The sequence below is a fragment of the Kocuria sp. CCUG 69068 genome (assembly GCF_020833785.1).
GTDB classification, from domain to species: domain Bacteria; phylum Actinomycetota; class Actinomycetes; order Actinomycetales; family Micrococcaceae; genus Kocuria; species Kocuria rosea.
In genome coordinates, this window is sequence record NZ_PDDL01000025.1 from 15,805 (window position 1) to 41,865 (window position 26,061).

Annotated in this window: 24 protein-coding genes; 18 read left to right on the forward strand and 6 right to left on the reverse strand. The window is 73.5% G+C overall.

Translation table 11 applies throughout. The annotated features are described in order from the left end of the window. Positions 1-56: 56 nt before the first annotated feature. From CRM73_RS07150 to CRM73_RS07160, 3 genes are read left to right on the forward strand one after another with little or no spacing between them, the layout of a single operon-like run. The gene (locus tag CRM73_RS07150) at positions 57-1,172 is read left to right on the forward strand and encodes an aromatic ring-hydroxylating dioxygenase subunit alpha (RefSeq protein ID WP_017834002.1); all 1,116 of its coding nucleotides are present in this window, start codon (positions 57-59) and stop codon (positions 1,170-1,172) included. Between the two features lie 9 nt (positions 1,173-1,181). Further along, entirely contained in the window at positions 1,182-2,186 is a 1,005-nt protein-coding gene (locus tag CRM73_RS07155; protein ID WP_229587244.1) for a PDR/VanB family oxidoreductase, read from the forward strand. 10 nt (positions 2,187-2,196) lie between these two features. Continuing rightward, positions 2,197-3,603, forward strand: coding sequence for an MFS transporter (locus tag CRM73_RS07160; RefSeq protein ID WP_217987512.1), 1,407 nt, complete (start codon positions 2,197-2,199; stop codon positions 3,601-3,603). Here CRM73_RS07160 and CRM73_RS07165 read toward each other — a convergent pair. Continuing rightward, on the reverse strand, positions 3,572-4,069 hold the full coding sequence (locus tag CRM73_RS07165) for a DUF427 domain-containing protein (protein ID WP_095649904.1): 498 nt from the start codon (positions 4,067-4,069) through the stop codon (positions 3,572-3,574). The genes CRM73_RS07160 and CRM73_RS07165 overlap by 32 nt on opposite strands. Positions 4,070-4,210: 141 nt before the next feature. On the opposite strand from CRM73_RS07165, the gene CRM73_RS07170 reads away from it, so the two are divergent. The 3 genes from CRM73_RS07170 (at position 4,211) to CRM73_RS07180 (ending at position 7,124) form a co-directional block, all read left to right on the forward strand. After that, entirely contained in the window at positions 4,211-5,266 is a 1,056-nt protein-coding gene (locus CRM73_RS07170; protein ID WP_017833998.1) for a YeeE/YedE family protein, read from the forward strand. 33 nt (positions 5,267-5,299) lie between these two features. Further along, a complete protein-coding gene (locus CRM73_RS07175) occupies positions 5,300-5,527 on the forward strand; it encodes a sulfurtransferase TusA family protein (RefSeq protein ID WP_017833997.1) in 228 nt (75 codons plus the stop codon). Positions 5,528-5,690: 163 nt separating this feature from the next. Further along, a complete protein-coding gene (locus CRM73_RS07180; RefSeq protein ID WP_109244269.1) occupies positions 5,691-7,124 on the forward strand; it encodes an aminobutyraldehyde dehydrogenase in 1,434 nt (477 codons plus the stop codon). Positions 7,125-7,141: 17 nt separating this feature from the next. On the opposite strand, the gene CRM73_RS07185 is transcribed toward CRM73_RS07180, so the two are convergent. Then, on the reverse strand, positions 7,142-7,906 hold the full coding sequence (locus CRM73_RS07185) for a TetR/AcrR family transcriptional regulator (RefSeq protein ID WP_229587247.1): 765 nt from the start codon (positions 7,904-7,906) through the stop codon (positions 7,142-7,144). Between the two features lie 110 nt (positions 7,907-8,016). On the opposite strand from CRM73_RS07185, the gene CRM73_RS07190 reads away from it, so the two are divergent. From CRM73_RS07190 to CRM73_RS07200, 3 genes are read left to right on the forward strand one after another with little or no spacing between them, the layout of a single operon-like run. After that, positions 8,017-9,453, forward strand: a complete 1,437-nt coding sequence (locus tag CRM73_RS07190) for an NAD(P)/FAD-dependent oxidoreductase (RefSeq protein ID WP_172604394.1) — start codon at positions 8,017-8,019, stop codon at positions 9,451-9,453. Further along, positions 9,450-10,319, forward strand: coding sequence for a universal stress protein (locus tag CRM73_RS07195; RefSeq protein ID WP_109244272.1), 870 nt, complete (start codon positions 9,450-9,452; stop codon positions 10,317-10,319). The genes CRM73_RS07190 and CRM73_RS07195 overlap by 4 nt, the downstream gene beginning before the upstream one ends. Before the next feature lie 2 nt (positions 10,320-10,321). Then, the gene (locus CRM73_RS07200) at positions 10,322-11,842 is read left to right on the forward strand and encodes an APC family permease (protein ID WP_035925380.1); all 1,521 of its coding nucleotides are present in this window, start codon (positions 10,322-10,324) and stop codon (positions 11,840-11,842) included. A gap of 10 nt (positions 11,843-11,852) precedes the next feature. Here CRM73_RS07200 and CRM73_RS07205 read toward each other — a convergent pair whose 3' ends face one another. Then, positions 11,853-13,832 carry a M13 family metallopeptidase gene (locus tag CRM73_RS07205; RefSeq protein WP_109243039.1) on the reverse strand — a complete coding sequence of 660 codons (1,980 nt, stop codon included), beginning with the start codon at positions 13,830-13,832 and terminating at the stop codon, positions 11,853-11,855. Positions 13,833-13,980: 148 nt separating this feature from the next. Continuing rightward, positions 13,981-14,811, reverse strand: a complete 831-nt coding sequence (locus tag CRM73_RS07210; protein ID WP_109243038.1) for an ABC transporter substrate-binding protein — start codon at positions 14,809-14,811, stop codon at positions 13,981-13,983. A gap of 291 nt (positions 14,812-15,102) precedes the next feature. Here CRM73_RS07210 and CRM73_RS07215 point away from each other — a divergent pair, with 291 nt between their 5' ends. From CRM73_RS07215 to CRM73_RS07240, 6 genes are all read left to right on the forward strand, one after another. Then, positions 15,103-15,480, forward strand: a complete 378-nt coding sequence (locus tag CRM73_RS07215; RefSeq protein ID WP_109243037.1) for an RNA-binding S4 domain-containing protein — start codon at positions 15,103-15,105, stop codon at positions 15,478-15,480. Between the two features lie 127 nt (positions 15,481-15,607). Then, positions 15,608-17,065, forward strand: a complete 1,458-nt coding sequence (locus CRM73_RS07220; RefSeq protein ID WP_109243036.1) for a benzaldehyde dehydrogenase — start codon at positions 15,608-15,610, stop codon at positions 17,063-17,065. A gap of 75 nt (positions 17,066-17,140) precedes the next feature. Further along, complete coding sequence (locus CRM73_RS07225; protein WP_229587249.1) at positions 17,141-18,556, forward strand: MATE family efflux transporter; 1,416 nt, start codon at positions 17,141-17,143, stop codon at positions 18,554-18,556. Beyond that, the gene (locus CRM73_RS07230) at positions 18,546-19,538 is read left to right on the forward strand and encodes a universal stress protein (protein WP_031282733.1); all 993 of its coding nucleotides are present in this window, start codon (positions 18,546-18,548) and stop codon (positions 19,536-19,538) included. The genes CRM73_RS07225 and CRM73_RS07230 overlap by 11 nt, the downstream gene beginning before the upstream one ends. Before the next feature lie 39 nt (positions 19,539-19,577). Next, complete coding sequence (locus CRM73_RS07235; protein WP_109243035.1) at positions 19,578-20,471, forward strand: universal stress protein; 894 nt, start codon at positions 19,578-19,580, stop codon at positions 20,469-20,471. A gap of 135 nt (positions 20,472-20,606) precedes the next feature. Continuing rightward, complete coding sequence (locus tag CRM73_RS07240; protein ID WP_181372546.1) at positions 20,607-21,491, forward strand: YgcG family protein; 885 nt, start codon at positions 20,607-20,609, stop codon at positions 21,489-21,491. 25 nt (positions 21,492-21,516) lie between these two features. Here CRM73_RS07240 and pdxT read toward each other — a convergent pair whose 3' ends face one another. Both pdxT and pdxS read right to left on the reverse strand, forming a co-directional pair. After that, positions 21,517-22,119 (reverse strand): pyridoxal 5'-phosphate synthase glutaminase subunit PdxT, encoded by a 603-nt coding sequence (gene pdxT, locus CRM73_RS07245; protein WP_017832948.1) that lies wholly within the window; start codon positions 22,117-22,119, stop codon positions 21,517-21,519. Beyond that, positions 22,116-23,081 (reverse strand): pyridoxal 5'-phosphate synthase lyase subunit PdxS, encoded by a 966-nt coding sequence (gene pdxS / locus CRM73_RS07250; RefSeq protein WP_017832949.1) that lies wholly within the window; start codon positions 23,079-23,081, stop codon positions 22,116-22,118. Before pdxS ends, pdxT begins: the two co-directional genes overlap by 4 nt. Positions 23,082-23,175: 94 nt before the next feature. Between pdxS and CRM73_RS07255 the strand changes: the two genes are divergently transcribed. The 3 genes from CRM73_RS07255 to CRM73_RS07265 all read left to right on the forward strand — a co-directional run. Then, positions 23,176-24,195 carry a GntR family transcriptional regulator gene (locus CRM73_RS07255; RefSeq protein ID WP_229587251.1) on the forward strand — a complete coding sequence of 340 codons (1,020 nt, stop codon included), beginning with the start codon at positions 23,176-23,178 and terminating at the stop codon, positions 24,193-24,195. 32 nt (positions 24,196-24,227) lie between these two features. Beyond that, positions 24,228-25,352, forward strand: coding sequence for an adenosine deaminase (locus CRM73_RS07260; RefSeq protein ID WP_017832193.1), 1,125 nt, complete (start codon positions 24,228-24,230; stop codon positions 25,350-25,352). Then, on the forward strand, positions 25,349-26,061 hold a 713-nt coding region (locus CRM73_RS07265; protein WP_229587252.1), incomplete at its 3' end, for a MazG family protein. The genes CRM73_RS07260 and CRM73_RS07265, both read left to right, overlap by 4 nt.

A 26,061-nucleotide genomic window follows, 5' to 3' on the forward strand; every position in this document is an offset into this window, starting at 1 on the left:
ATCGAGATAGTGAGTGGATCGTGCTCGCCCCGGACCGCCCAGCAGAGGACCGCACCATGACCGTCGCCGCCACGAGGACCACCTCCACCGCCAAGCTCCTGTCCCACCCGCTCGACGCCTGGTACGTGGCCGGGTGGGACCACGAGATCACCGCCAAGGGCATCCTCTCCCGCACCGTGGCGGGACGCCCGCTGGCCCTGTACCGCACCGAGGACGGCCGTCCCGTGGCCCTGGCGGACGCCTGCTGGCACCGGCTCGCCCCGCTCTCCCAGGGCCGGCTCGTGGGCCGCGACGAGATCCAGTGCCCGTACCACGGGCTGCGCTACAACGCCGCGGGGCGGTGCACCTCGATGCCCGCCCAGGAGACGCTGAACCCCTCCGCCACCGTGCCGTCCTACCCGGTGCTCGAGCGCCACCGCTACGTGTGGGTGTGGCTGGGCGACCCCACGCGGGCGGACCCCGCCCTGTTGCCCGACATGCACCAGATGGACAGCCCCGAGTGGGCCGGCGACGGCGAGACCATCCACGCCCCCTGCAACTACCAGCTGGTCCTCGACAACCTCATGGACCTCACGCACGAGGAGTTCGTGCACTCCTCCAGCATCGGCCAGGAGGAGCTGTCCGAGTCGGAGTTCGAGACCACCCACGACGAGCGCTCCGTGACCGTGACCCGCTGGATGCGCAACATCGACCCCCCGCCCTTCTGGCTCAAGAACATGCGGGACCGGTTCCCGGGCTTCGAGGGCAAGGTGGACCGCTGGCAGATCATCCACTACACCTTCCCCTCCACCATCTGCATCGACGTCGGCGTCGCCGAGGCCGGCACCGGGGCGCCCGAGGGGGACCGCTCCCGCGGGGTCAACGGCTACGTGATGAACACGATCACCCCGGAGACGGACCGCTCCTGCCACTACTTCTGGGCCTTCATGCGCAACTACCGCCTGGAGAGCCAGCTCATCACCACCCAGCTGCGCAACGGCGTGCACGGGGTGTTCGGGGAGGACGAGGCCATGCTGCAGGCCCAGCAGGCGGCCATCGACGCCAACCCCGAGCACGAGTTCTACAACCTCAACATCGACATGGGCGGGATGTGGGTGCGCCGGCTCCTCGAGCGCGCGCTCGAGGCCGAGGGCCGCCCCGCCGCCGCCCCGGCCGCTCCCGCCGGGGCCTGAGGAGGGGCCGTGGCCGATTCCCAGCACGAGGTCTGGCAGCGCGCCGCCGTCGTCGCCGTCGAGGACGTCGCCGCCGGCATCCGGCGCGTCGTCCTGCGCCCCGACCGGCCCTGCCCGGTGCGGCCGGGCGAGCACGTGGACGTCCGCGTCCTCGTCCACGGCGAGCAGCAGGTGCGCTCCTACTCCGTGGTCGACGCCGACGACGACGGCGCGCAGCTCGCCGTCAGCGTCTTCCGCACCCCCACCTCCCGCGGCGGCTCGATCTTCATGCACGGTCTCGAGCCCGGGCAGGTCCTCGAGATCACCCAGCCGCTGCAGAACTTCCCGCTGCGCGTGGGGGCCCCGACCTACGTCCTGCTGGCCGGCGGCATCGGCATCACCGCGATCGCCGGGATGGCGGCGCTGCTGCGCCGGCTCGGCGCGGACTACCGCCTCGTCTACGTCGCCCGCTCTCGCGCCGCCATGGCCTACCTCGACGACCTGCGCGCCCTGCACGGGGACCGGCTCGAGGCGCACGTCGACGACGAGGGCGGCTCGCTCGACGTCCCGGCCCTCGTGGCCGGCGTGCCGGAGGGCGCCGAGCTCTACATGTGCGGCCCCATCCGGCTCATGGACGCGGTGCGCCGCGCCTGGGCCGAGCGGGGGCTGGACCCGACCGGCCTGCGCTACGAGACCTTCGGCAACAGCGGCTGGTTCGAGGCCGAGCCGTTCGTGGTCCGCGTCCCTCGGCTGGGCGCCGAGGCCGTCGTCGGCCCCGACGAGTCCCTGCTCGAGGCCCTCGAGCGGGAGGGGCTCGACATGATGTCCGACTGCCGCAAGGGCGAGTGCGGGCTCTGCCAGGTCAAGGTCCTCGGCCTGGCCGGGCGGATCGACCACCGCGACGTGTTCTACTCGGACCGGCAGAAGCAGACCGGCACGTCCATGTGCTGCTGCGTCTCGCGGGTGGTCTCCGCCGCGCCGGCGGCCGATCCCGGCGAGCGCCCGGCCGCCGTCCTCACCATCGACGTCCCCTGAGAGGCTCCCCATGGACATCCGACACCAGATCGACGCATCCAGGATGTCGTCGTACCAGTGGCTCATCATCGCGGTGACCACGTTCCTCAACGCTCTCGACGGCTACGACGTGCTCGCCATGGCGTTCACGGCCACCTCCGTGACCGAGGAGTTCGGGCTCTCCGGCTCCCAGCTGGGCTGGCTGCTCAGCGCCGGGCTCATCGGCATGGCCGTGGGCTCCCTCGTCCTCGGGCCCTTCGCGGACCGGTACGGCCGGCGGAGGATCCTCGTGCTGGCGCTCGCCGTCAACGCCCTCGGCCTGTTCCTGTCCACCACGGCCGGGTCCGTGCTCGAGCTCGGGCTGTGGCGCGTCGTCACCGGCCTGGGCGTGGGCGGCATCCTCGCCTCCGCCACGGTGATCACCAGTGAGTACGCCAGCGCCCGCCACCGCGGCATGGCCGTGAGCATCTTCACCGCGGGCTACGGCGTGGGCGCCACCCTCGGCGGCATGGGCGCGACCCAGCTGATCCCCGCCTTCGGCTGGCGCTCCGTGTTCCTCACCGGCGGCCTGCTCACCCTCGTGGCGATCGCGCTCGTGCTGGCAGTGCTGCCCGAGTCCGTGGACTACCTCCGCACCCGGCGGCCCGCGGGCGCCGTGCAGAAGCTCGACCGCATCGCCCGTCGCCTGCGCCTCGAGGGGGAGGTCGAGCTCGGCCCCGTCCCGGCGGGCGCCGGCGAGCGGCGGAGCAGCGTGGGCCTGCTGCTCAGCGGCCGCTACCGCACCGCGACCCTCCTGCTGTGGGCGGCCTTCTTCGTCATCATGTTCGGCTTCTACTTCGCCAACTCCTGGACGCCCCGGCTCCTCGTGGAGACCGGGATGACCGAGCAGCAGGGCATCGTCGGCGGGCTCATGCTCACGATGGGCGGCACTTTCGGGTCCCTGCTCTACGGCGCGCTGACCACCAGGTGGGACGAACGGCTGACCCTGATGGCCTTCACGGTGCTCTCCGCGGTGACCCTCGTGCTGTTCATCACCACCACGTCCGTGCCCCTGCTGGCGTTCTCCTCCGGCGTGGTGGTCGGCATGCTCATCAACGGCTGCATCGCCGGGCTCTACACCGTGGCGCCCATGACCTACGAGCCCGGCATCCGGACCACCGGCGTGGGCTGGGGCATCGGGGTCGGCCGGGCCGGGGCGATCCTCGCCCCCATCGCGGTCGGCGCGCTGCTGGACACCGGCTGGACCCCCACGCAGCTCTACGTCGGCGTGGCGGTCGTCGTCGCCCTCGCGGCCCTGGCCCTTGTCCGGCTGCGCCCCTACGAGGAGACCGCCGAGGAGACCGCCGAGGAGTCCGCCGCCGCGTCCGCCGCGGGCGCGGCCGGACCGGCCGGTGAGCGACCGGGGCTCACCAGCCCCGGGTCCCCGGAGCGCCCTTGAACGGACCGACCACCCGCGAGGTGATCCAGCCCCCGTAGAAACCGCCCTCCTGCGGGAGCACCTGCTCCCCGGCGACGAGGCACCGGTCCATCATCCCGGGCATCAGCGCCACGTGCCCGCGCAGGGACTCGAAGCCCGGCGCGGGGGAGGGGTAGGTCCAGGCCGCCCGCGGCGCGGTGCGGGCCCCGCCCCGGAGGTCGAAGTACGCCGCCGCGCCCTTCCACTCGCACCACGAGCTGCCCTCGCACGGGACCAGGGCGCCCTCGGCGAAGGCCTCGCGGGGCAGGTAGTAGGTGGGCGGGTGGCTGGTCTCGAGCACCCGCAGCGCGGCCGTGGTGGAGGCGATGCGCGCACCGCCCAGCCACACCTCCACGTGCTCCCGGGTGGGCTCGGTCCGGGGCGGTCTCGGGTAGTCCCACACGGACTCCTGGCCGGGGCCGGGGGTCTCGGGCCGGGGTCGTCTCATCTGCGCTCCGTCCGGACGCCCGCCCGTCCGCGCCGGCCGGCGCGGTCTTCGGGCGTCACACAGTGGTGAGTGCTGCATCACTATGCTACGGCGCATGACGACACCCTGGAGTGCTTGCCGTGGAATGGATAACGTGCGGGGATGCTCATCTCAGGCCTTCTCATCGGCGCCGCCCTCGGGTTCGTCCTCCAGCGCGGCCGCTTCTGCGTCACCGGCGCGTTCCGCGACGTCTGGATCGCGAAGAACACGTGGTGGCTGTCCGCCTTCTTCGTGGCCATCGCCGTCCAGGCGGTCGGCATCTGGGTGCTGAACGCCCTCGGCGTCATCACCCTCGAGGCCTCGGCCTTCCCGTGGCTGGCCACGATCGTGGGCGGCTTCGTCTTCGGCTTCGGCATCGTCCTCGCCGGCGGCTGCGCTACCGGCACCTACTACCGCGCCTCCGAGGGACTCGTCGGCTCCTGGTTCGCGCTCATCTTCTACGCGCTGTTCGCGACCATCTCCAAGTACGGCCCGCTGGCCGGGACCACCGAGGCCATGCGCGGCGTGACGGTCGGCACCCAGGGCTCGATCCACGAGACCCTCGGCGTCTCCCCGTGGGTGCTCGTGCTGGCCCTCGTCGCCGTCACCGGCCTGTGGGCCCGCCACCACCTCACCAAGCCGCGGATGAAGATGGCCACGCTCCCGCCGGAGCGGACCGGCCTGAACCACCTGCTGTTCGAGAAGGCCTGGAACCCGTTCGCCACCGCCGTGGTCATCGGCATCATCGCGATCATCGCCTGGCCCGCCAGCTGGGCCACCGGCCGCGAGTCGGGCCTCGGCATCACCACCCCATCCGCGAACATCGCCGGCTACCTGACCACGGGCGACGTCGAGCTCGTCGACTGGGGCGTGTTCCTGGTCCTGGGCATCCTGATCGGCTCGTTCATCGCGGCCAAGGGCTCGGGCGAGTTCAAGCTCCGCGTCCCCGACGCGCAGACCATCGTCCGCTCCATCGGCGGCGGCGCCCTCATGGGCGTCGGCGCGGCGTGGGCCGGGGGCTGCACCATCGGCAACGCCCTGGTCGCCACCGCCGCCTTCGAGTGGCAGGGCTGGGTCAGCTTCGCCGTCATGATCCTCGGCACCGGCGCGGCCGCCAAGCTCTTCATCGCCCCCCGCAAGACGTCCGCCGCCCCGGGCCGCGTCCCGGCCGGCGTCTGACCCACCGACCCCCAGTCCCAGGAGGCACCACCCATGGCACAGCACATCCTCGAGACCGACGGTCTCGTCTGCCCGTTCCCCGTGGTCGAGGCGAAGGCCGCGATGGCCGAGATGCCCGCCGGCGACGAGCTCGTCATCAACTTCGACTGCACCCAGGGCACCGAGGCCATCCCGCGCTGGGCGGCCGAGAACGGCTACCCCGTCACGCAGTTCAGCAAGCGCGGTGCGGCCGAGTGGTCGATCACCGTGCAGAAGGCCTGATCCCCCGGGACCCCCACGTAGCGGCGGACCCCTGCGACCGAGCATCCTCGGGCGCGGGGGTCCGTCGTCGTCGGTGGGCCCGGTCACACCGGACCCTACTAAAATGAACACCGATCATTTAGAGTGGCAGGCACCGCGTTCTCGCCCGCAGAGAGGAACCACCATGAGCGACGTCCTGCAGAACTACGTCGACGGCGCCTTCGTCGACGCCCACGGCACCGGCCGGATCGACGTGGTCGACCCCACCACCGGCACCACGGTCACCGTCTCCCCGGTCTCCGACGCCACGGACGTGGACCGGGCCTTCGCCGCCGCCCGCGCGGCGTTCCGGAGCTGGAAGCGCACCACGCCGAGCGAGCGGCAGCTCCTGCTGCTCCGGCTCGCGGACGCGCTCGAGGCGCACAGCGACGAGCTCGTCGAGGCCCAGCACCGCAACACCGGCCAGCCGCGGCAGATGATCGCCGACGAGGAGGTCGCCGCCGGCGCCGACAACCTGCGCTTCTTCGCCGGCGCCGCCCGGACCCTCGAGGGCAAGGCCGCGGCGGAGTACCTGGGCGGGCACACCTCCTACGTGCGGCGCGAGCCGGTCGGCGTCGTGGCGCAGGTGACGCCGTGGAACTACCCGCTGCTGATGGCGATCTGGAAGCTCGGCCCCGCGCTGGCCGCCGGCAACACGGTGGTCCTCAAGCCCTCGGACACCACCCCCGGGTCCACCCTCGTCCTGGCCCGGCTCATCGACGGGATCTTCCCGGCCGGCGTGGTCAACGTGCTGCTCGGGGACGGCTCCACGGGCGCGCTCATGACCGGGCACCGGACCCCGGCCATGGTCTCGATCACCGGGTCCGTCCGTGCCGGCCGTGCCGTGGCCCTCGCCGCAGCGCAGAACCTGACGCGCGGGCACCTGGAGCTCGGCGGCAAGGCGCCGGCGGTCGTCTTCGCGGACGCCGACCTGCCCGCCGCGGCCAAGGCGCTCGTGGAGTTCGGCACCTTCAACGCCGGCCAGGACTGCACCGCGGTGACGCGCATCCTGGTCCAGGACAGCGCCCACGACGAGTTCGTGCGCCTGCTCGCCGCGGCCGCCCGGGGCATCGTGACGGGCGACCCGGACGAGTCCAAGAACTTCTACGGCCCGCTCAACAACGCCCGCCACTTCGAGGACGTGTGCCGCAAGCTCGCCGAGCTGCCCGAGCACGCGAGCGTGGTCACCGGCGGGAAGCCGGTGGCGGGCTCCCCCGGCTACTTCTTCGAGCCCACCGTGGTGTCCGGGGTGCGCCAGGACGACGCCCTCGTCCAGGAGGAGACCTTCGGCCCCGTCCTCACCGTGCAGCCCTTCGCCACGGAGGATGAGGCGCTCGAGCTGGCCAACGACGTCGACTACGCCCTCGCCTCGAGCGTGTGGACCACCGACCACGGCACGGCCATGCGGGTCTCCCGCGAGCTCGAGTTCGGGTGCGTCTGGGTCAACACCCACGTCATGCTGGTCTCCGAGATGCCGCACGGCGGGTTCAAGGACTCCGGCTACGGCAAGGACCTCTCGCTCTACTCGGTCGAGGAGTACACCCAGGTCAAGCACGTGATGCACGCCCTGGACGCCTGAGCCGGCGCGGCCGGGGCTCAGTCCTGGCCGGCGGATCCGTCCTGACCGGCGGATCCGTCCTGACCGGCGGATCCGTCCTGCCGGCCGGCCCGGTCCCGGGCGGCCGCCAGGCGCAGCCGGAAGCCCTCCAGCATGGCGGTGAGGGCCGCGTCGAAGGCCGCGTCCGCCGCGGCGGTGGCGTCCGCCGGCCGTGCCTGCACGGCGGCGGCGAACACCGGGGCGAGGTCCGCGCGCTCCCCGGGGTCGAAGATGTCGGCGGGCGCCGTCGCGTCGTACGCGGCGCCGAAGACGAGCGACTCGATCGAGACGATCACGTCCACGATGCTGGCGCGCTCCCAGCCCGCGTCCGCGAGCCCGGAGGCCACGGTCTCGTACATCTGCAGGGTGTGCGGGGAGTCGGCGACCGGCTGGACGGCCATGATCGGGATCATGGCCGTGTGCTGGGCGTAGCAGTCCCGGTAGGACCGCGCCCAGCTCTCGAGGGCCCGGTCCCACGGGACGGTGCCGAAGGCGGAGCAGTCGATGCCCTGGTTGATCGCGTCCTGGACCCGGATCAGCACCTCGCGCTTCGACGGCGTGTGGTTGTACAGGGCCGAGGTGGAGACCTTCAGCTCCCGCGCGAGCTCGGTCATCGTCAGGTGCCGGTAGCCCCGGGTGGCCACGATCTTGATCGCGGCCTTCGTGATCCGCTCCTCGGAGAGCACCGGATGGCGCGGGCGACCGCGACGCCGAGGGGCGGGGCCGGCGGGAGCCATGAGCAGATCCTCCTGCGGTCGGGGCATGTGGCGCTTCCTCCTGAGTCTAGGTGCAACGACTTGGTGACGGCTCTTGACGAGCACGGGCCGGAACCCATTTAATGAACCTAATTCATTTTAGTGTGAAGGAGAGCACAGTGACCGATCAACGCACCCTGGGCAGCGAGACCGCGATCGAGCGCGACGTCGTCGTCGTGGGGGCCGGCCCCGCCGGGCTCATGGCCGCCCGCACGCTCGTGGCCGCCGGGCGGACCGTGGCGGTCCTCGAGGCCCGTGACCGCGTGGGTGGGCGCACCTGGTCGAAGACCGTGGACGGCGCGTTCCTGGAGATCGGCGGGCAGTGGATCTCCCCCGACCAGACCGAGCTGCTGGCGCTGGTCGACGAGCTCGGCCTGGAGACCTACCAGCGCTACCGCGAGGGCGAGTCCGTCTACCTGGCGCCGGACGGGACCCGCCACACCTACACCGGCTCGATGTTCCCGGCGGGGGAGTCCACGATCGCCGAGATGGAGAAGCTCATCGCGCTCCTGGACGGGCTCGTGGCCGAGATCGGCGCCACCGAGCCGTGGGCGCACCCGGCGGCCCGGGAGCTGGACACCATCTCCTTCCACCACTGGCTGCGGCAGCACTCCGACGACGAGGCCGCCTGCAGCAACATCGGGATCTTCGTGGCCGGCGGGATGCTCACCAAGCCCGCGCACGCGTTCTCCGTGCTGCAGGCCGTGCTCATGGCCGCCTCCGCCGGGTCCTTCTCGAACCTCGTGGACGAGGACTTCATCCTCGACCGGCGCGTGGTCGGCGGCATGCAGTCCGTCTCGGAGACCATGGCGGCAGAGCTGGGCGAGGACGTCGTCTTCCTTGACACCCCGGTGCGCACGATCCGCTGGGCCGGCGCGGACGGGACCTACGCCGAGCACGTCCCGGGCACCCCGGTGACCGTGTGGTCCGACCGGCTCACAGTGCGGGCGAAGGACGTGGTCGTGGCCGTCCCGCCCAACCTCTACTCCCGGATCTCCTTCGAGCCGCCCCTGCCGCGGCTGCAGCACCAGATGCACCAGCACCAGTCGCTGGGCCTCGTGATCAAGGTGCACGCCGTCTACGAGACGCCCTTCTGGCGGGACAAGGGCCTCTCCGGCACCGGCTTCGGCGCCCACGAGCTCTCCCAGGAGGTCTACGACAACACCAACCACGGGGACCCGCGCGGCACCCTGGTCGGCTTCGTCTCGGACGAGCGGGCCGACGAGCTCTTCGGCCTGCCCGCCGAGGAGCGCCGCCGACTGATCCTCGAGTCCCTCTCCCACTACCTGGGGGAGGAGGCCCTGCACCCGGTGGTCTACTACGAGTCCGACTTCGGCTCCGAGGAGTGGACCCGCGGCGCCTACGCCGCCAGCTACGACCTCGGCGGCCTGCACCGCTACGGCGCCCACCAGCGCACCCCGGTGGGCCCGATCCGCTGGGCCTGCTCCGACCTCGCGGCCGAGGGCTACCAGCACGTCGACGGCGCCCTGCGGCAGGGCCGGCTCGCCGCGGCCGAGGTCCTCGGCGCCGGCTCGCTGACGGGCGCGGAGCGATGACCACCGCCGGGGTGCCGCGCTACGTGGTCGGCTACAGCGGCGACCGGCGCAGCCGGGACGCCGTGCGGCTGGGCGTCGCGCTCGCGCGCGACGTGGGCGCCGAGCTCGAGATCGTCCTCGTGCTGCGCGCGGACGACCCGTACCAGCAGGTCTACCCGCCGGTGGGGGACATCTCGCCCGTGCTCCGCCGGCAGGCCCACCAGTGGCTGCGCGAGGCCGCCGCCCTGGTGCCCGAGGGGATCACGGCCCGCACCCACGTGCGGGAGGCGCGGTCCGTGCCCACCGGCCTGGTCGAGGCCGCCACCGAGCTGGGGGCCGCGATGATCGTGGTCGGCGCCGGGACGGGCGGCGGCCGCTTCACCCTGGGCTCGGTGGTGAACGCGCTGCTGCACAGCTCGCCGGTCCCCGTGGCGCTCGCCCCGCGCCGGTATCCCGGGGACGAGCCGCTGACCCGGGTCTACGCCGCCGTGGGCACCCGCCCCGGGGCGCACCAGGTCATCCGGGAGGCCGCCGAGGCGGTCGAGCGCTCCGGCCTGGAGCTGGAGCTCCTCTCGTTCCTCGAGGGCGAGGCCGCGGACCCGGGCGCCACCGAGCAGGCCCGCCGGCGCGTCGAGGAGCACCTGGAGGCCGCAGCGGCCGAGGCCCGCCGGACCGGGCCCGTGACCGTGCGGGTCGCCTCCGGGCGGACCCTCAAGAAGGCCGCGCAGGACGTCGACTGGGCTCCCGGCGGCCTCCTGCTCATCGGCTCGTCCCGCCTCGCCCAGGGGCGGCAGACCTTCCTGGGCACCACCGCAGCACGGCTGCTCAAGCACGTCCCGGTCCCGATGGTCGTGGTCCCACGACCGGCCCGCACGGAGGAGAACTGATCATGAGCGCTTCCGACATCGAGGCGCCGGCACGCTCCGGCACCGACAAGGGCCTGAGCAAGGGCGCCGTGGGGCTGCTCGGCTCCGTGGTCATCGGCGTCTCCTGCATCGCCCCGGCCTACACCCTCTCCGCCGCCCTGGGCCCCACCGCCGCGGAGGTCGGCACCTCCCTGCCGGCGATCTTCCTGGTGGGCTTCATCCCCATGCTGCTCGTGGCCTTCGGCTACCAGCAGCTCAACCGGGCCATGCCGGACTCGGGCACCACCTTCACCTGGGGCTCCAAGGCCTTCGGGCCGTGGCTGGGCTGGATGGGCGGCTGGGGGCTGCTGGCCGCCACCATCCTGGTGCTCTCCAACCTCGCCGGCGTGGCCGTGGACTTCCTCTACCTCGCCCTCGCCCAGATCACCGGCAACGACGCCATCGCCGAGCTCACGCGCAACGTGCCCGTCAACGTGGCCACGTGCCTCGTGTTCGTGGCCCTGGCCGCCTGGATCTCGTACCGCGGGATGGAGACCACCAAGGCGTTCCAGTACGTGCTCGTGGCGTTCCAGGCGGTCGTGCTCCTGTGGTTCTCGATCGCGGCCTTCGGCCACGTGGCCGCCGGCACCGCCTACGAGGGGCTCACCGTGCGCGCCGAGTGGTTCAACCCGTTCGGCGTCGAGTCCTTCTCCGCGTTCGCGGCGGGCGTGTCCCTGTCCGTGTTCATCTACTGGGGCTGGGACGTGGTGCTCACCATCAACGAGGAGACCAAGGGCTCGGCGACCACCCCGGGCAGGGCCGCCCTGACCACCATCTTCGTGATCGTGGCCCTCTACATGACCATCGCCCTCGCGGTGCTCACGTTCTCCGGGGTCTCCGACCAGGGGCTGGGCATGGGCAACGAGGAGATCCAGGAGAACATCTTCGCGGCCCTTGCGGGGCCCGTGATGGGCCCCTTCGCGATCCTGATGTCCCTCGCGGTGCTGTCCTCCTCGGCGGCCTCCCTGCAGTCCACGTTCGTCTCCCCGGCCCGCACGATGCTGGCCATGGGCTACTACGGCGCGCTGCCGGGGAAGTTCGCCCGGGTCACCCCGCGGTTCCAGACCCCGGGCTACGCGACGGTCGCGGCGGCCGTGATCTCCGCGGGCTTCTACGCCGTGATGCGCGTGGTCTCCGAGAACGTCCTCTGGGACACCATCACCACCCTCGGCATGATGGTCTGCTTCTACTACGGGGTCACCGCCCTGGCCTGCGTCTGGTACTTCCGCCGCGAGGCGTTCCGGGGGCCGAAGAACGCGTTCACCAAGTTCCTCGCACCGCTGCTCGGGGGGATCCTGCTGCTCGTGTTCTTCGGGCAGACGGCCTACGACTCGATGGACCCGGACTACGGCTCCGGGTCGCAGATCGGCGGCGTGGGCCTCGTGTTCCTCCTGGGGGTGGGCATCCTGCTGCTAGGCGTCGCGATGATGCTCGTCCAGTACCGGCGCAACCCGGCCTTCTTCCGGGAGCGCTTCGAGACCACCGAGCTGCCGGTCCTGGACTAGCCGTACCGACTCACCAGATGTTGACGCGCTCCTCCGGGGGCAGCCACAGGCCGTCGCCGGGGTGGGTGCCGAAGGTGTCGTGGAACGCGAACATGTTCTGCACCACCCGGTTGCAGCGGAACTCGTCCGGGGCGTGCGGGTCGGTGGCCAGCCGGTTGACCAGCTCCTGCTCCCGGGCGGTCGAGCGCCACAGCGCCGCGTAGGCGTAGAAGAAGCGCTCCGCGCCGGTCAGGCCGTCGAGCACCGGCGCGCTGTCCTGGTCCAGGCCCCGCTCGGCCAGGGACATCCGGTAGGCCACCAGAGCGATCTCCAGCCCGCCCAGGTCCCCGATGTTCTCGCCCACCGTGAAGGCCCCGCTGACGCGGTGCCGGGCCGGGTCCAGCCCGCGCGGCGTGCAGCCGTCGTACTGGGCGACGAGCGCGGCGGTGCGCCGGGCGAACTCCGCCCGGTCCTCGTCCGTCCACCAGTTCTCCAGGTGGCCCAGGGCGTCGTACTTGGCGCCCTGGTCGTCGAAGCCGTGGCCGATCTCGTGGCCGATCACGGAGCCGATCGCGCCGTAGCACACGGCGTCGTCGGCCTCGATGTCGAAGAACGGCGGCTGCAGGATCCCGGCGGGGAAGACCACCTCGTTGAGCACGGGGTGGAAGTAGGCGTTGACCCAGTGGGGGTAGAGGAACCACTCGCCGCGGTCCACGGGGGTGCCCATCTTCCCGACGGTGCGGTCGTGCTCCAGCGCCAGCCCCGCCCGGACGTTGCCGAGCAGGTCCTCGGGGTCCGGCTCCAGGGAGGAGTAGTCCCGCCAGGTCTCCGGGTAGCCGACCTTGACCGTGAACGTGGACAGCTTCTCCAGGGCGCGGGCCCGGGTGGCCTCCGACATCCACTCGAGCCGCGAGATCCGCTCCCGGTACGCGGCGAACAGGTGCGCCACGAGCTGCTCCACCCGGGCCTTGTGCGCCGGCGGGAACCAGCGGGCCACGTACTCGCGCGCCACGTCGTCGCCGAGGATCCGGGTGACCAGGAACTCGGCCCGCTTCCAGCGCTCGCGGGGGCGGGTGATCCCGGACAGGGCGGTGCTGTAGAAGCGGAAGTTCTCCTCGACGAACGGCCGGGACAGGAACGGGGCGCGCTTGGACACGATCCGCCACGACTGCCAGATCCGGATCTGCTCCTCGGACCACTCCTGCCACAGCCGGCCCAGCTGCGCCACGAAGGAGGGCTGGCGCACGATGACCCGGTCGAAGATCCCCGCGCCGCGCCCCGGGGCGGTGCCCTCGAGCCAAGCCGTCCACGGGAAGCCGGGCGCCATGGCCTCCAGACCGGCCACGTCCACGGGGTTGTACATCTCCTCGACGTCCCGTGCGGAGACGGTGTCCCAGTGGGCGGCGGCGAGCTGCGTCTCCATGGCGAGCACGGTCGCCGCGGCGTCCCCGGCGGGCACGCCCCAGCGGGCCGGCAGGCCCGCGAGCTCGAGCATCGCCGCGACGTGGGCGGTGAACGCCGTGCGCAGCCGCTCGTGCTGCGGGTCCGTGTAGTAGCTGTCCGTGGGCAGGGACAGCCCGTCCTGGCGCAGGAAGAAGGAGTAGCGGGAGGAGTCCCGGGAGTCGTTCTCCACGAAGAAGGACAGCGGCCCGTCCACGCCGGTGCGGTGCAGGGCGGCCGAGGCGCGGGCGAGCCCCTCCCGGCCCCGGGCGGCGTCGAGCACCGCGAGGTCCGGGGCCAGGGCGGCCAGGCCGCGGCGCTCGATCTGCTCCTCGTCGAGGAAGGACCGGTACAGCGCCCCCATCCGCGACCCGGCGGGCGCCTCCTGCACGATCTCGTGCACCCGCTGCGTGTTCCGGTCGGTGAGGATCGCGGAGGCGCCGTCGAACGCACGGTCGTCCGGCAGCTCGTGCGCCTCGATCCAGCCGCCGTTGACGTGGCGGTACAGGTCGTCCTGCGGCCGGACGCCGGGATGGACGTGCTGCAGCTCGAGGCCGGAGTCGGTGGTCACGGGAGCTTCCCCTGTCGTCGTGGCGGAGCGGAGGGCGCGGGGGCGTCCGCCCGGCTCCAGCCTGCGGACGACGGCGCCGCGGCCCGCTTCGCGCGGGCCACGGCGTCCGTGCTGCTCGTCACCCCCGTGGACCGGGGGCGACGACGGGTCAGCTCGCGGCCGGCTCCGGGCTCGCGGACCCTGCCGCCTCGTCGGCGCCCAGCCACTCGGCCTCGAGCTCCTCGAGGGAGCCGTCCTCCTGCATGGCCGCCAGCGTCTCGTTGACCTGGTCCAGCAGGGCCGTGTTGCCGGTCTTGACGGCCAGGCCCAGCTGCTCCCCGGTCTCGATCTCCTCGACCAGCTGCAGCTCGGGGTTGTCCTCGATCGCGGGGCCGGTCACGGAGATGTTGCCGAGCGCGGCCTCGACGTCGTCGGTGTTGAGCCCCTGGATCATCAGCGAGGAGGTCTCGTACTGGACCACGTCCGCCCCGTTGTCCTGGGCGTAGGCCTCCCCGGTGGTGGCCTGCTGCACGCCGATGCGCTTGCCCGCGATGTCCGCCACGGAGCGGATGTCCGAGCCGGGCGCGACCAGGAGGGCGAGGTTGTCGTCGAGGTACGGCTCGGAGAAGTCCATCACCGACTCGCGCTCCTCGGTGATCGTCATGCCGGACGCGGCGAGGTCGCACTGGTCGGTGTCCAGCGCGGAGCCCGTCTCGATGGCCTCGAAGGGCGTGGTGATGACGTTCGACTCCACGCCGAGGTCCTGTGCGATCCGGTCGACCAGGTCGATGTCGAAGCCCACGGTCTCGCCGTTCTCGACGTACTCGAACGGGGCGTAGGGGATGTCCGAGCAGACCGTGAGGGTGCCGGAGCTGATCAGGCTCAGCTCGCCCTCGCCGGCGGCCTCCTCGCCCCCTCCGGTGCTCGTGCACGCGCTCAGGGCCAGCGCGGAGACGGCCAGCACGGACAGGGTCGCTGCCCCGTGGAACCTGCTCTTCATGGATCTGTCCTTCCCTCGGGAGGTGGCGGGCCGCCGCCGGCTGCACGGCGTCGTGCCCGGTGCGCGGCCCGCCGGTGAATGTGCCTCAGTGTAGGTGTTCGCGCGTTGCCGGGATGTTGCACACCACTGGTCGGTAGTCAATTCATTGTCCCCACTCCGGGCGACACCCCCGGGGCGGCGCGCCCGGGCGGCCGCGGCGGAGCCGTCCGGCGTCGGCCGTGCTCGGCGGATTCGGCACAATGGCCCCATGACCCGCACCGAGGACCAGCGCCGCAGCGACCGGGGCGCGCGATGACCGCGCCGCAGGCCCCCGCGAGCGTGCGCGTGGACGTGTGGCTGTGGGCGGTGCGCGTGTTCAAGACCCGCTCCGCCGCCACGGCCGCGTGCCGCGCCGGCCACGTGAAGATCGACGGCACCTCGGTCAAGGCCGCCCAGCCGGTGCGGCCCGGCCAGCGGGTGACCGTGCGCCGTCCCGGTCACGAACAGGTCCTGGAGGTGGTGCAGCTGCTGACCAAGCGCGTCGGGGCGCCCGTCGCCGCGAAGGCCTACGTGGACCACAGCCCGCCCCCGCCCCCGGCGCTGCACGCCGCGGTCCCGCGGCGGGACCGGGGCGCCGGGCGGCCCACCAAGAAGGACCGCCGGGAGATGGGCCGCCTCCGGGGGCTGTGACGGCGTCCGCGCGGCGTTCCGTGCGCGCTCCCAGGAAGGCGCAGAATAATCCGCACTGCACGTGTGCCGTGGGTCACCCCGCCGTCCGGCGGTCCGACCCGCGGCCGGAACCCGAGGAGTTCGACCCATGGCACTGCTGGACACATCGGTGTGGACCGGAAAGATCTACGTCAACGGATGGCGCGACGGCCGCGGCGGCACCGAGGACGTCACGAACCCGTCGACGGACGAGACGCTGGGGCAGATCGGCTTCGCCTCCCCCGAGGACGTGTACGAGGCGGCCGAGAAGGCCGCAGCGGCCCAGAAGGAGTGGGCGGCGCTGAAGCCCTCCGAGCGCGCCTCGGTGCTGCGCCGCGCCGGCCTGCTGTTCGAGGAGTACGCCGAGGAGGTCATGGACTGGGTGGTCCGGGAGACCGGGGCGATCCAGCCCAAGGCCGGGCTGGAGGCCTCGGTCGCGGCCGCGGAGTGCTACGAGTCCTCGGCGCTGCCGACCCACCCGCACGGGGAGTACCTGCCCTCCGACGCCCCGCACTGGTCGCTGTCCCGCCGGGTGCCGGTCGGGGTGGTCTCCGTGATCTCGCCGTTCAACTTCCCGCTGATCCTCTCGATCCGCTCCGTGGCCCCCGCCCTGGCCCTGGGCAACGCGGTGCTGCTCAAGCCGGACCCCCGCACCTCGGTCACCGGCGGCGCGCTCATCATGCGCGTCTTCGAGGAGGCCGGGCTGCCGCCCGGCGTCCTGCAGCTGCTGCCCGGCGGCGGTGACGTCGGGGCCGCCACGGTCGAGGCCCCGCACGTGAACGTCGTGTCCTTCACCGGGTCCACGGCCGCCGGCCGGCACGTGGGCGCCGCGGCGGCGCAGCACCTCAAGCGTGCCCACCTCGAGCTGGGCGGCAACAACGTGGTCATCGTCCTGCCCGGCGCGGACGTGGACCTGGCCGCGGGGGTCGGGGCGATGGGCTCCTTCTTCCACCAGGGACAGATCTGCATGACCACCGGGCGCCACCTGGTGCACGAGGACCTGCACGACGAGTACGTGGACAAGCTCGCGGCGAAGGCGGAGGCCCTGGTGGTCGGGGACCCCTCCGGCGGACCCGTGCACCTCGGCCCGATCATCGACGAGCGCCAGCTCAAGGCCATCGACGCGATCGTGCAGGAGACCGCCATCGCCGGCGCCCGGGTGGTGGCCGGGGGGTCCCACGAGGGCCTGTTCTACCGGCCCACGGTGCTCTCCGAGCTGACCCACGAGATGACGGCCTGGAAGGACGAGATCTTCGGGCCGGTGGCGCCCGTGATGAAGGTGTCCAGTGCGGAGGAGGCGGTGGAGTTCGCCAACGCCTCCGAGTACGGGCTCTCGGTGTCCATCGTCGGGGACGTCGGCGAGGCCATGAAGATCGCCGACAGGATCCGCTCCGGCAAGATCCACATCAACGAGATGACGGTCGCCGACGAGGCCAACGCCCCCTTCGGCGGCATGGGCGCCTCCGGCACCGGCTCCCGGTTCGGCGGGCCGACCGCCAACATCGACGCGTTCACCGAGACGCAGTGGATCACGATCAGCCCGGACGTCCCGCACTACCCCTTCTGAGCACCGCCGCTCCCGGGCCGCGTCCCGTCCGGGGGTGTGCCGCGGGGGGCGGGAGGTCGTCGGTAGCCTGGACCGGTGACGACGACCTCCCGCCCCCGCGGCCTCAACCGGCAGATCCTGGCCCTGGCCGTCCCCGCCTTCGGGGCGCTCGTGGCCGAGCCGCTGTTCCTGCTGGCGGACTCCGCGATCGTCGGCCACCTCGGCACCCCCCAGCTCGCCGGCGTGGGCGTGGCCGCGGCCGTCCTGCAGACGGTCGTGGGGCTCATGGTCTTCCTCGCCTACAGCACCACCCCTGCGGTGGCCCGGCACCTCGGGGCGGGCCGGCTCCAGGAGGCCGTGGCGGTGGGCCGGGACGGGCTGTGGGTGGCCGCGGGGTTCGGCCTGCTCCTGTCCGCGGCGGGCTGGGCGCTGGGCCGGCCGCTGCTGGCGCTGATGGGCGCGCGCGGCGAGGTCCTGGAGCACGCCGTCGTCTACCTGCACTGGTCCCTGCCCGGACTGACCGCCATGCTCCTGGTGCTCGCGGCCACCGGTGTGCTCCGCGGCCTCCAGGACACCAGGACCCCGCTGCTCATCGCCGGGGTCGGGGCCGCGGCCAACGCGGGGCTCAACCTCCTGCTCGTGCACGGGGCGGGCCTGGGGGTGGCCGGCGCGGCGATCGGCACGAGCGCCGTGCAGTGGGCCATGGCGCTGGCGTACCTGCGGATCCTCCGCCGGCTCGCCCGCGAGCACGGCGTGGGGCCCGCGACCACGTGGCCCCGGCTGCGCTCGCACCTCACGGTGGGCTCCTGGCTCATGCTGCGCACCGTCTCCCTGCGGGTCGCGATCCTCGCGACCGTCCTGGTGGTCACGGGACAGGGCGCCCAGAACCTCGCCGCGCACCAGCTCGTGATGACGTTCTTCAACTTCCTGGCCTACGCCCTCGACGCCCTCGCCATCGCGGCGCAGGCGCTGCTGGGCCGGGACATGGGGGCGCGGGACGTGACCGACCCCGTGCAGCGGCGGGCGGTCCGGGCTCTCATGAACCGGCTGGTCCTGTGGGGGCTCGGCTTCGGCGTGGTCACGGGCCTCCTGGTGGCCCTGGTCGGCACCCGGCTGGGGTTCCTGCTCAGCCCCGATCCCGCGGTGCAGGCCCTGTTCGCGGCGGCCCTGCTGGTGGTGGCGGTCGGCCAGCCGCTGGCCGCGTACGTCTTCGTCCTGGACGGGGTGCTCATCGGGGCCGGGGACGCCCGCTACCTCGCGGTGGCCGGAGTGCTCAACCTGGCGGTCTACGCCCCGCTGCTGCTGCTCGTGGCGCACTCCGCCGGGACGGGGACCGGAGGGTTCGTGTGGCTGTGGACCGCCTACGCCGGCGGCTACCTGGGGGCCCGGGCCCTGACCCTGGGGCTGCGGGCCCGCGGCGACTCCTGGCTCTGCTCCGGAACGCACGGTAACAACCCGGAGCGTACCCGGTGTTGTGGGGCGGATCACCTACGATGCAGACATGAACAGTGATCCTCGCGCAGAGAACCAGCCCACCGCCGACTCCGGGCACAACGTCGTGCTCGTCGGCATCGACGGATCCGACCAGGCCCGCCACGCGCTCGAGCGCGCCCTCGAGGAGGCCCGCGCCCAGGACCTGACCGTGCGCCTGCTCGGCGCCTATCCGGTCATCGGGGTCGGGGACCCCGGCCTCGAGATGCGGTTCACCGAGGCCGTGATGAAGGAGAACGCCGGCCACCTGGCCGAGGCCCGGCAGACCGTGGAGCAGGCGGGGCTGCCCGTCGAGGTCGTGGAGGCGGGCGGGGACGCCGCCAAGGCCGTCGTGGAGCAGTCGGGCGAGGCCGCGCTCGTGGTCATGGGCAAGCGCGGCCGCGGCGGCGCGCTGCGCGGCCGGCTGGGCTCGGTGTCCGCGGCGGTCGCCGCGCACGCGAAGTGCCCGGTGATCATCGTCCCCGAGGCCGCCGAGAGCCGGAGCCCCGAACGGCACCCCGAGCGGCGCGGCGGCAGCGCGGGCGACTTCGCGCTCGAGGCCGACGGGCCGGTCAAGGCCGACCAGATCGACTTCACCGGCCGGGTGGTCGTGGGCCTGGACGCCCTCGGCTCCCGCAGCCCGGCGCTGGGCAAGGCCGTGGCCTACGCCCAGGAGCACGGCAAGGCCCTGGCGCTGGTCTCCGTGAACGGGGCCCTGTCCGGCACGCCCTCCTGGTTCCAGGACGAGTTCAACCAGGCCCGGTACTTCCACGAGGCGGACCAGAAGCTCACCCAGATCTCCGACGAGATCGCCGCGCAGCACCCCGAGCTGACGGTCGAGCACCACATCTTCGTGGGCCGGCCCGCCCGCATCCTGATGAACGCCACGCACTCCGCGGACATGGTCGTGGTGGGCTCCCGCGGCATCGGCGGCTTCCGGGGGCTGCTGCTCGGCTCGGTCTCCCAGGCGGTGCTGGAGAACGCCACCGGCCCGGTCATGGTGGTGCCCGCGCACCGCCCCTGAGCACCCCACCCCCACGGCGAGACCAGGAGGCGGCACCCCATGCCGGAACAGATCGTCGTCGGCTACGACGGCTCCGAGAACAGCGAACGGGCCCTGGACTGGGCGATCCAGGAGGCCGGTACCCTCGCCGGCGAGCTCAGGGTGGTGGTCTCCATGGGCCGGCCCGTCGCCGTGGACCCCAGTCTCTACGGGCCGTTCCTGGAGGCGATCGAGGAGGAGGCGGACAAGGTCGCCGCCGCCGCCGTCACCCGGGCCCGGGACGCCGGCGTCACCGCGGTCGCGGTCGTCGAGCGCGGTGACGCGGCCGGGGTGCTGGTGCACGAGTCGGAGGACGCCGCGTCCCTGGTGCTCGGCCGCCGGGGCCGGCGCGGGGTGCGGGGCCGCCTCGGATCGGTCACGGCCGCGGCGGCGGCGCACGCGAAGTGCCCCGTGATCGTCCTCCCGGACCGCTGGGACCCGCGGGCACGGGACGCCCGCGGGGCGACCGGCCCCTTCGCGGGCCGCGTGGTGGTCGGCGTGGACCGGCTCGGCCGGGACAACCCGGCCGTCCTGGCGGCCGGGCGGTACGCCGCACGGCACGGCGCGGGCCTGGCGCTGGTCACCGTGGTGCCGGAGGCCATGAGCATGCCGACGGGCTCCGCGGACCTGGACCGGGCCGTGCGCGAGCAGCTCACCGAGCCCGCCCAGTCCCTCGTGGACCAGGTGGCGGAGTCGGTCCGGGAGGACCACCCGGAGCTGGACGTCGAGACGTTCGTCTTCTCCGGCCAGCCGGCGGACCAGCTCGTGGAGGCCGGGCGGTCGGCGGAGCTCGTGGTGGTCGGCAGCCGCGGCTACGGCGGGTTCCGCGGGCTGCTCATGGGCTCCGTCTCCCAGGCCGTGCTGCAGGAGGGCGAGGGTCCCGTGATGGTGGTCCCGGCCCGCCGGAAGAGCTGACCCGTCCGCCCGCAGGAGGAGCCCCCGCCCGTCCAGGACCGGGGGCTCCTCCTGCGGGCGGATCCGCCGAGCGGTGCCGGCGGGCCATCCTGGGGACGAGCCCGCGGAGCGCCCGCGGACGGACGGGAGCACACCGTGGACCGCAGAGCACTCGCCGCGACCGCCCTGGCCCTCGCCGCGCTCACCGGGTGCTCGGGCGGGGCGGCGGACCCGGTGGAGGTCCCCGCCCGGCCGGCCGGGTCCAACGTCCTGGACTCCGCCGGCGTCCTGACGGACGCGCAGGAGCAGCAGCTCGACGCCCTGATCGAGGACCGCGGGGCCGGCACGGACGCGGCACGCGTCGCCGTGCTCACGGTGGAGGAGGCGACCGGGTCGATCGAGGACTACGCCCGCGAGGTCGCCACCGCCTGGGAGGTGGGCGACGCCGGGGCGGACAACGGCGTGCTCGTGGTCGCCGCCACCGGGGACCGGGAGCTGCGGATCGAGACCGCGGACGGGGTGCGCGAGCGGTTCTCGGACGACGAGGCGGAACGCGTGGTGGAGGACGTGCTGGCGCCGGCCTTCGCGGACGAGCGCTACGCGCAGGGCCTCGGCGAGGCCGTCGAGCAGATCCACGTCTACGCGCAGGGCGGGGAGCCGCCGCGGGAGCCCTTCGACTGGGCCCTGCTCGGCTGGGTCGCGGGCGGCTTCGGCCTGGTCGGCGTGCTGGTGGCGTGGTGGATCGCCGCGGACCTCCACCGCCGGCGCCGGATCGCCGACGAGGAGCTGCGGGCGGCCCGGCAGCGCGACCCGGAGCTGCGGCTCACCGAGGAGCAGCACGCGGCGTACCGGACGTACCGCTACCACCACCGCAAGCCGGACGCCGTCACGAACCCGGCCGTGTGGCTCCCGCTCTACCTGGCCAACCCGGGGCTGTACTCCGGCGGCTCGGGCGGAGGCACGAGCGGGGACGGGCAGGGCGGCTCCTCGTTCGGCGGGGGCGGCGGATTCACCGGCGGCGGGGCGTCCGGCAGCTACTGAGCCGCCCCGCACGGGGCGGGGCGGCTCAGGCGGGGAGTCCGCGCCGGGCGGCCACGAGGGAGAGCAGGTGCCGGTGCACCGTGGTCTCCCCGGTCAGCTCGGGGTGGAACGAGATGCCGACGACGGCGCCGCTCGCCACCGCGACCACCTCGCCCCGGTGCCGGGCGAGGACCTCGACGCCCTCGCCGACGCGGGTCACCGCGGGGGCGCGGATGAAGGCCGCGCGCACCACGTCCCCGCCGCGGCCCCACGCGAGCACGACCTCCTCGGAGGCCGTCTGGGGTCCGAACGCGTTGCGGGCCACGGTGACGTCCAGGACCTCGAGGGTCTGCTGGCCGGGGGCTGGGTCCTCGATGCCGGACGCGAGCAGGATGAGGCCGGCGCACGTGCCCAGCGTGGGCAGGCCGCCGAGCACGGCGTCCCGCAGCGGCTCCCGCAGCCCGAACAGGCGCAGCAGCCGGTCCACGGTGGAGGACTCCCCGCCGGGCAGGACGATCGCGTCCAGCCCGGCGAGCTGCTCGGCCGTCTTCACGAGCACGGGCTCGGCGCCCAGCTCCCGCAGCATCGCGGCGTGCTCGGCGACCCCGCCCTGGAGGGCGAGGACGCCCACGCGGGGCGCGGAACTCACCAGCCGCGCTCCGCGAGCCGGTGCGGGGCGGGGAGGTCGCCCACGTTGATGCCGACCATCGCCTCGCCGAGCCCGCGGGAGGCCTCGGCGATCTTCTCGGGGTCGTCGAAGTAGGCGGTGGCCTTCACGATGGCCTGCGCCCGGGCCGCGGGGTTGCCGGACTTGAAGATCCCGGAGCCCACGAACACGCCGTCGGCACCGAGCTGCATCATCATGGCGGCGTCTGCGGGGGTGGCCACGCCGCCGGCGGTGAACAGCACGACCGGCAGCTTCCCGGTGCGGGCGACCTCGAGGACGATGTCGTAGGAGGCCGCGAGCTCCTTCGCCTTCACGTAGAGGGCGTCGGGGGAGATCCGGTAGAGGGCCTGCAGCTCGGCGATCTGCCCGCGGATGGTGCGGATGTGCTTGGTGGCCTCGGAGACGTCGCCGGTGCCGGCCTCGCCCTTGGAGCGGATCATCGCGGCGCCCTCGGCGAGCCGGCGCAGGGCCTCGCCCAGGTTGGTGGCCCCGCACACGAACGGGACGGTGAAGCGCTGCTTGTCGATGTGGTTGACGTAGTCGGCGGGGGAGAGGACCTCGGACTCGTCGATGTAGTCGACCTTCAGGTGCTCGAGCACCTGCGCCTCCACGAAGTGGCCGATGCGCACCTTCGCCATGACGGGGATGGAGACGGCGGCCTGGATGCCCTCGATCAGGTCGGGGTCGGACATGCGGGCCACGCCGCCCTGGGCGCGGATGTCGGCAGGCACGCGCTCGAGGGCCATCACGGCCACGGCGCCGGCGTCCTCGGCGATGCGGGCCTGCTCGGCGGTGACGACGTCCATGATGACGCCGCCCTTGAGCATGTCGGCGAGGCCGCGCTTGACGAGCGGGGAGCCGGTCAGCGGGGTCGCGTCCGAGGCGGTGGGGCGGGTGGTGCCGCCGGCGGGGTTCTGGGCATGGGCAGTCTGCAGATCGGTCATGGAGTCCATCCTGCGGCCGGAAGTGGTCCACCGACAGGTCCACCATCGATAGAATCTGTTGGACCACAGGAGTTCCGAGGGAGAGGAGCGGACCGTGCGGCACCCCCACGACGTCGAGCTGCCCGTGCGCGTGGACCGGGCCGATCCCGCGCCGCTGCCCGCCCAGCTCGTCCAGCAGCTGCGGGAGCTGGTGGTCTCCGGGACCCTGCGCCCGGGGGACGCGCTGCCCTCCACCCGCGGGCTCGCCGCCCGGCTGGGGATCTCGCGCGGCTCCGTGGTCACCGCCTACGACCAGCTCCACGGCGAGGGCTATCTGCACGCGACCAACGGCGCCACCGTGGTCCACCCCGACCTGGCCCGCTCCCGCACGGAGCCCCCGGCGGCCCGGCCCGGCCCCCGCCCGGCCGCGGCGCCGCGGCGCTGGACCCGGGAGCGGCCCATGATCGACCTCACGCCCGGCCGGCCCGACACCGGACGGCTGGCCACCCCGCAGTGGCGCGCCGCGTGGCGGGACGCCGCGGCCGCCGCCGGCACCGCCGCCGGGGACGACCACGACTCCTCCGCCCCGGAGACCGCGGTCTCCACCGACGTCTCCCCGTCCTACCGGGCCCCGGCGGGGGCCCAGGACCGGCCCTCCCAGGACAAGCTGGCCGAGGGCAACCTCGTGCTCAAGGAGGTCGACGTCCTGCGCCGGCTCGCGGACGCCCAGCGGCGCCTGTTCGGCGAGGACGGCACGGCGATGGACGTCTCCACCGTGCTCGTGCGGGTGCGGGCCCTGGGCACCTACTACGACGCCCTGACCCACGTGCGGAAGAACGGCTTCTGGGACCAGCGCCGCACCTTCGACCTCGTCCCCGAGGAGCTGCTGCACGTGCAGGAGCTCAAGGACGAGTCCTACGTGGAGGGCAACGGGGCCCCGCTGGCGATGATGTTCCGCTTCCGGCCGGGCATCCCCCCGGAGGTGTCCTTCGACTACGCGGACGAGGAGGCCTTCGTGCGCTACGAGGACCGGCTGCCCGCGCAGAACTACCTCGAGGAGCTGCGCATGTACCCCCGCACCGGGGCGCACATCCCGCAGCACATGAACGAGGCCCTGCAGGACTGGAACTACTGAGACCGACCGAGACAGGGGCCGTCCCGACCGTGATGCTGACCTCCGCCGAACAGCACCCGGGCCGCGTGCCGGACCGGGTCCTGCGCGACCTGCCCAAGGTGTGCCTGCACGACCACCTCGACGGCGCCCTGCGCCCGGCCACGGTGGTCGAGCTGGCCGCCGCCGCCGGGCACCGGCTGCCGGCCGAGGAGCCCGAGGCGCTGGGCCGGTGGGTGCGGGAGAGCGCCGACTCCGGCTCGCTGCTGCGCTACCTGGCGACCTTCGAGCACACGGTCGCCGTGATGCAGACCCCCGAGGCGCTCGTGCGCTGCGCCCGGGAGTACGTCGAGGACCTCGTGGCGGACGGGGTGGTCCACGCCGAGGTGCGCTGGGCCCCGGAGCAGCACACCGCCGGCGGCCTGTCGATGGCGGAGGCCGTCGAGGCCGTCCGGCTCGGGCTCTCGGAGGGAGTGCTGGCCGCGGAGGACGCGGGCCACATCGTGTCCGTCACCCAGATCCTCTGCGCCATGCGCCACGCCGAGCGCTCCCTCGAGGTCGCCCGCCTCGTGGTGGACAACCGGGACCGCGGCGTGGTGGCCTTCGACCTCGCGGGACCCGAGGACGGCTACCCGCCCGCCCGCCACCGGGCCGCCCTCGAGCTGCTCGCGGACGAGCTGGTGCCCGTCACCCTCCACGCCGGGGAGGCCGCCGGCATCGAGTCGATCCGGGACGCGCTGGCCACGGGCCGCGCCCTGCGCCTGGGCCACGGGGTGCGCATCGCGGAGGACATCGACATCGACTACCTGGAGGACGTCGCCGTCGTCGACCTCGGCCGCACGGCCGAGTGGGTCCGGGACCGGGGCATCGCCCTCGAGGTGTGCCCCACGTCCAATCTCCAGACCGGGGCCGTGGCGGCGTTCGGCGGCGGTCCCGAGCGGCACCCGGTGGACATGCTCTACCGGACCGGCTTCACGGTGACCATCTCCCCGGACAACCGGCTGATGAGCGGGACCACGGTCACGGACGAGCTGGCCCTGCTCGTGAAGCACTTCGGCTACGGGCTCGAGGACCTGGAGCGGCTGCAGCGCAACGCCGCGGCCGCCGCCTTCCTCCCGCTCGAGGACCGCACCGCCCTGGACGGGATGATCACCGACGGCTTCGAGGGGATGCACGCATGAGCCAGGGGCACGGCACCGACGACGTCGCGGCGGGGCTCGGCGTCCCGGAGCGGACCGGGCAGCGCTTCGCGGAGCTCGTGGCGGTCATGGACCGGCTGCGCTCCCCGGGCGGGTGCGCGTGGGACGGGCAGCAGACCCACGAGTCCCTCGTGCGCTACCTCGTGGAGGAGGCCTACGAGGTCGTCGAGGCCGTGGAGGCCGAGGGCGGGCCGGCGGCCCACGCCGGGCTGCTCGTCGAGGAGCTCGGGGACGTCCTGCTGCAGGTGGTCTTCCACTCCCGGGTCGCCCAGGAGCGCCCGCGCGCCGAGGGCGGCTTCGACGTGGCCGACGTGCTCGAGGCCATCACCGCCAAGCTGGTCCGCCGCCACCCCCACGTCTTCGGCGCCGGCGCCACCGGGGACGTCGCGGGGGAGCAGACCCTCGAGCAGCTGCACTCCCGCTGGGAGGACCTCAAGCGGGCCGAGAAGCCCGAGCGGACCGGGCCCTTCGACGGCATCCCGCCGCACCTGCCGGCCCTGGCCCTCGCGGAGAAGACCCTCGCGCGGGCCCGCAAGCACGACCTCGAGCCCGCGGTCCCCGCCGCGGAGGAGCCCGGCGGCCCGCGCACCGAGGAGGAGCTGGGCGAGGCGCTGTTCGCGCTCGTGCGCTCCGCCTCCGCCCGCGGGCTCGACGCCGAGCGGGCCCTGCGCGGGGCCGCCCGCGCGTACGC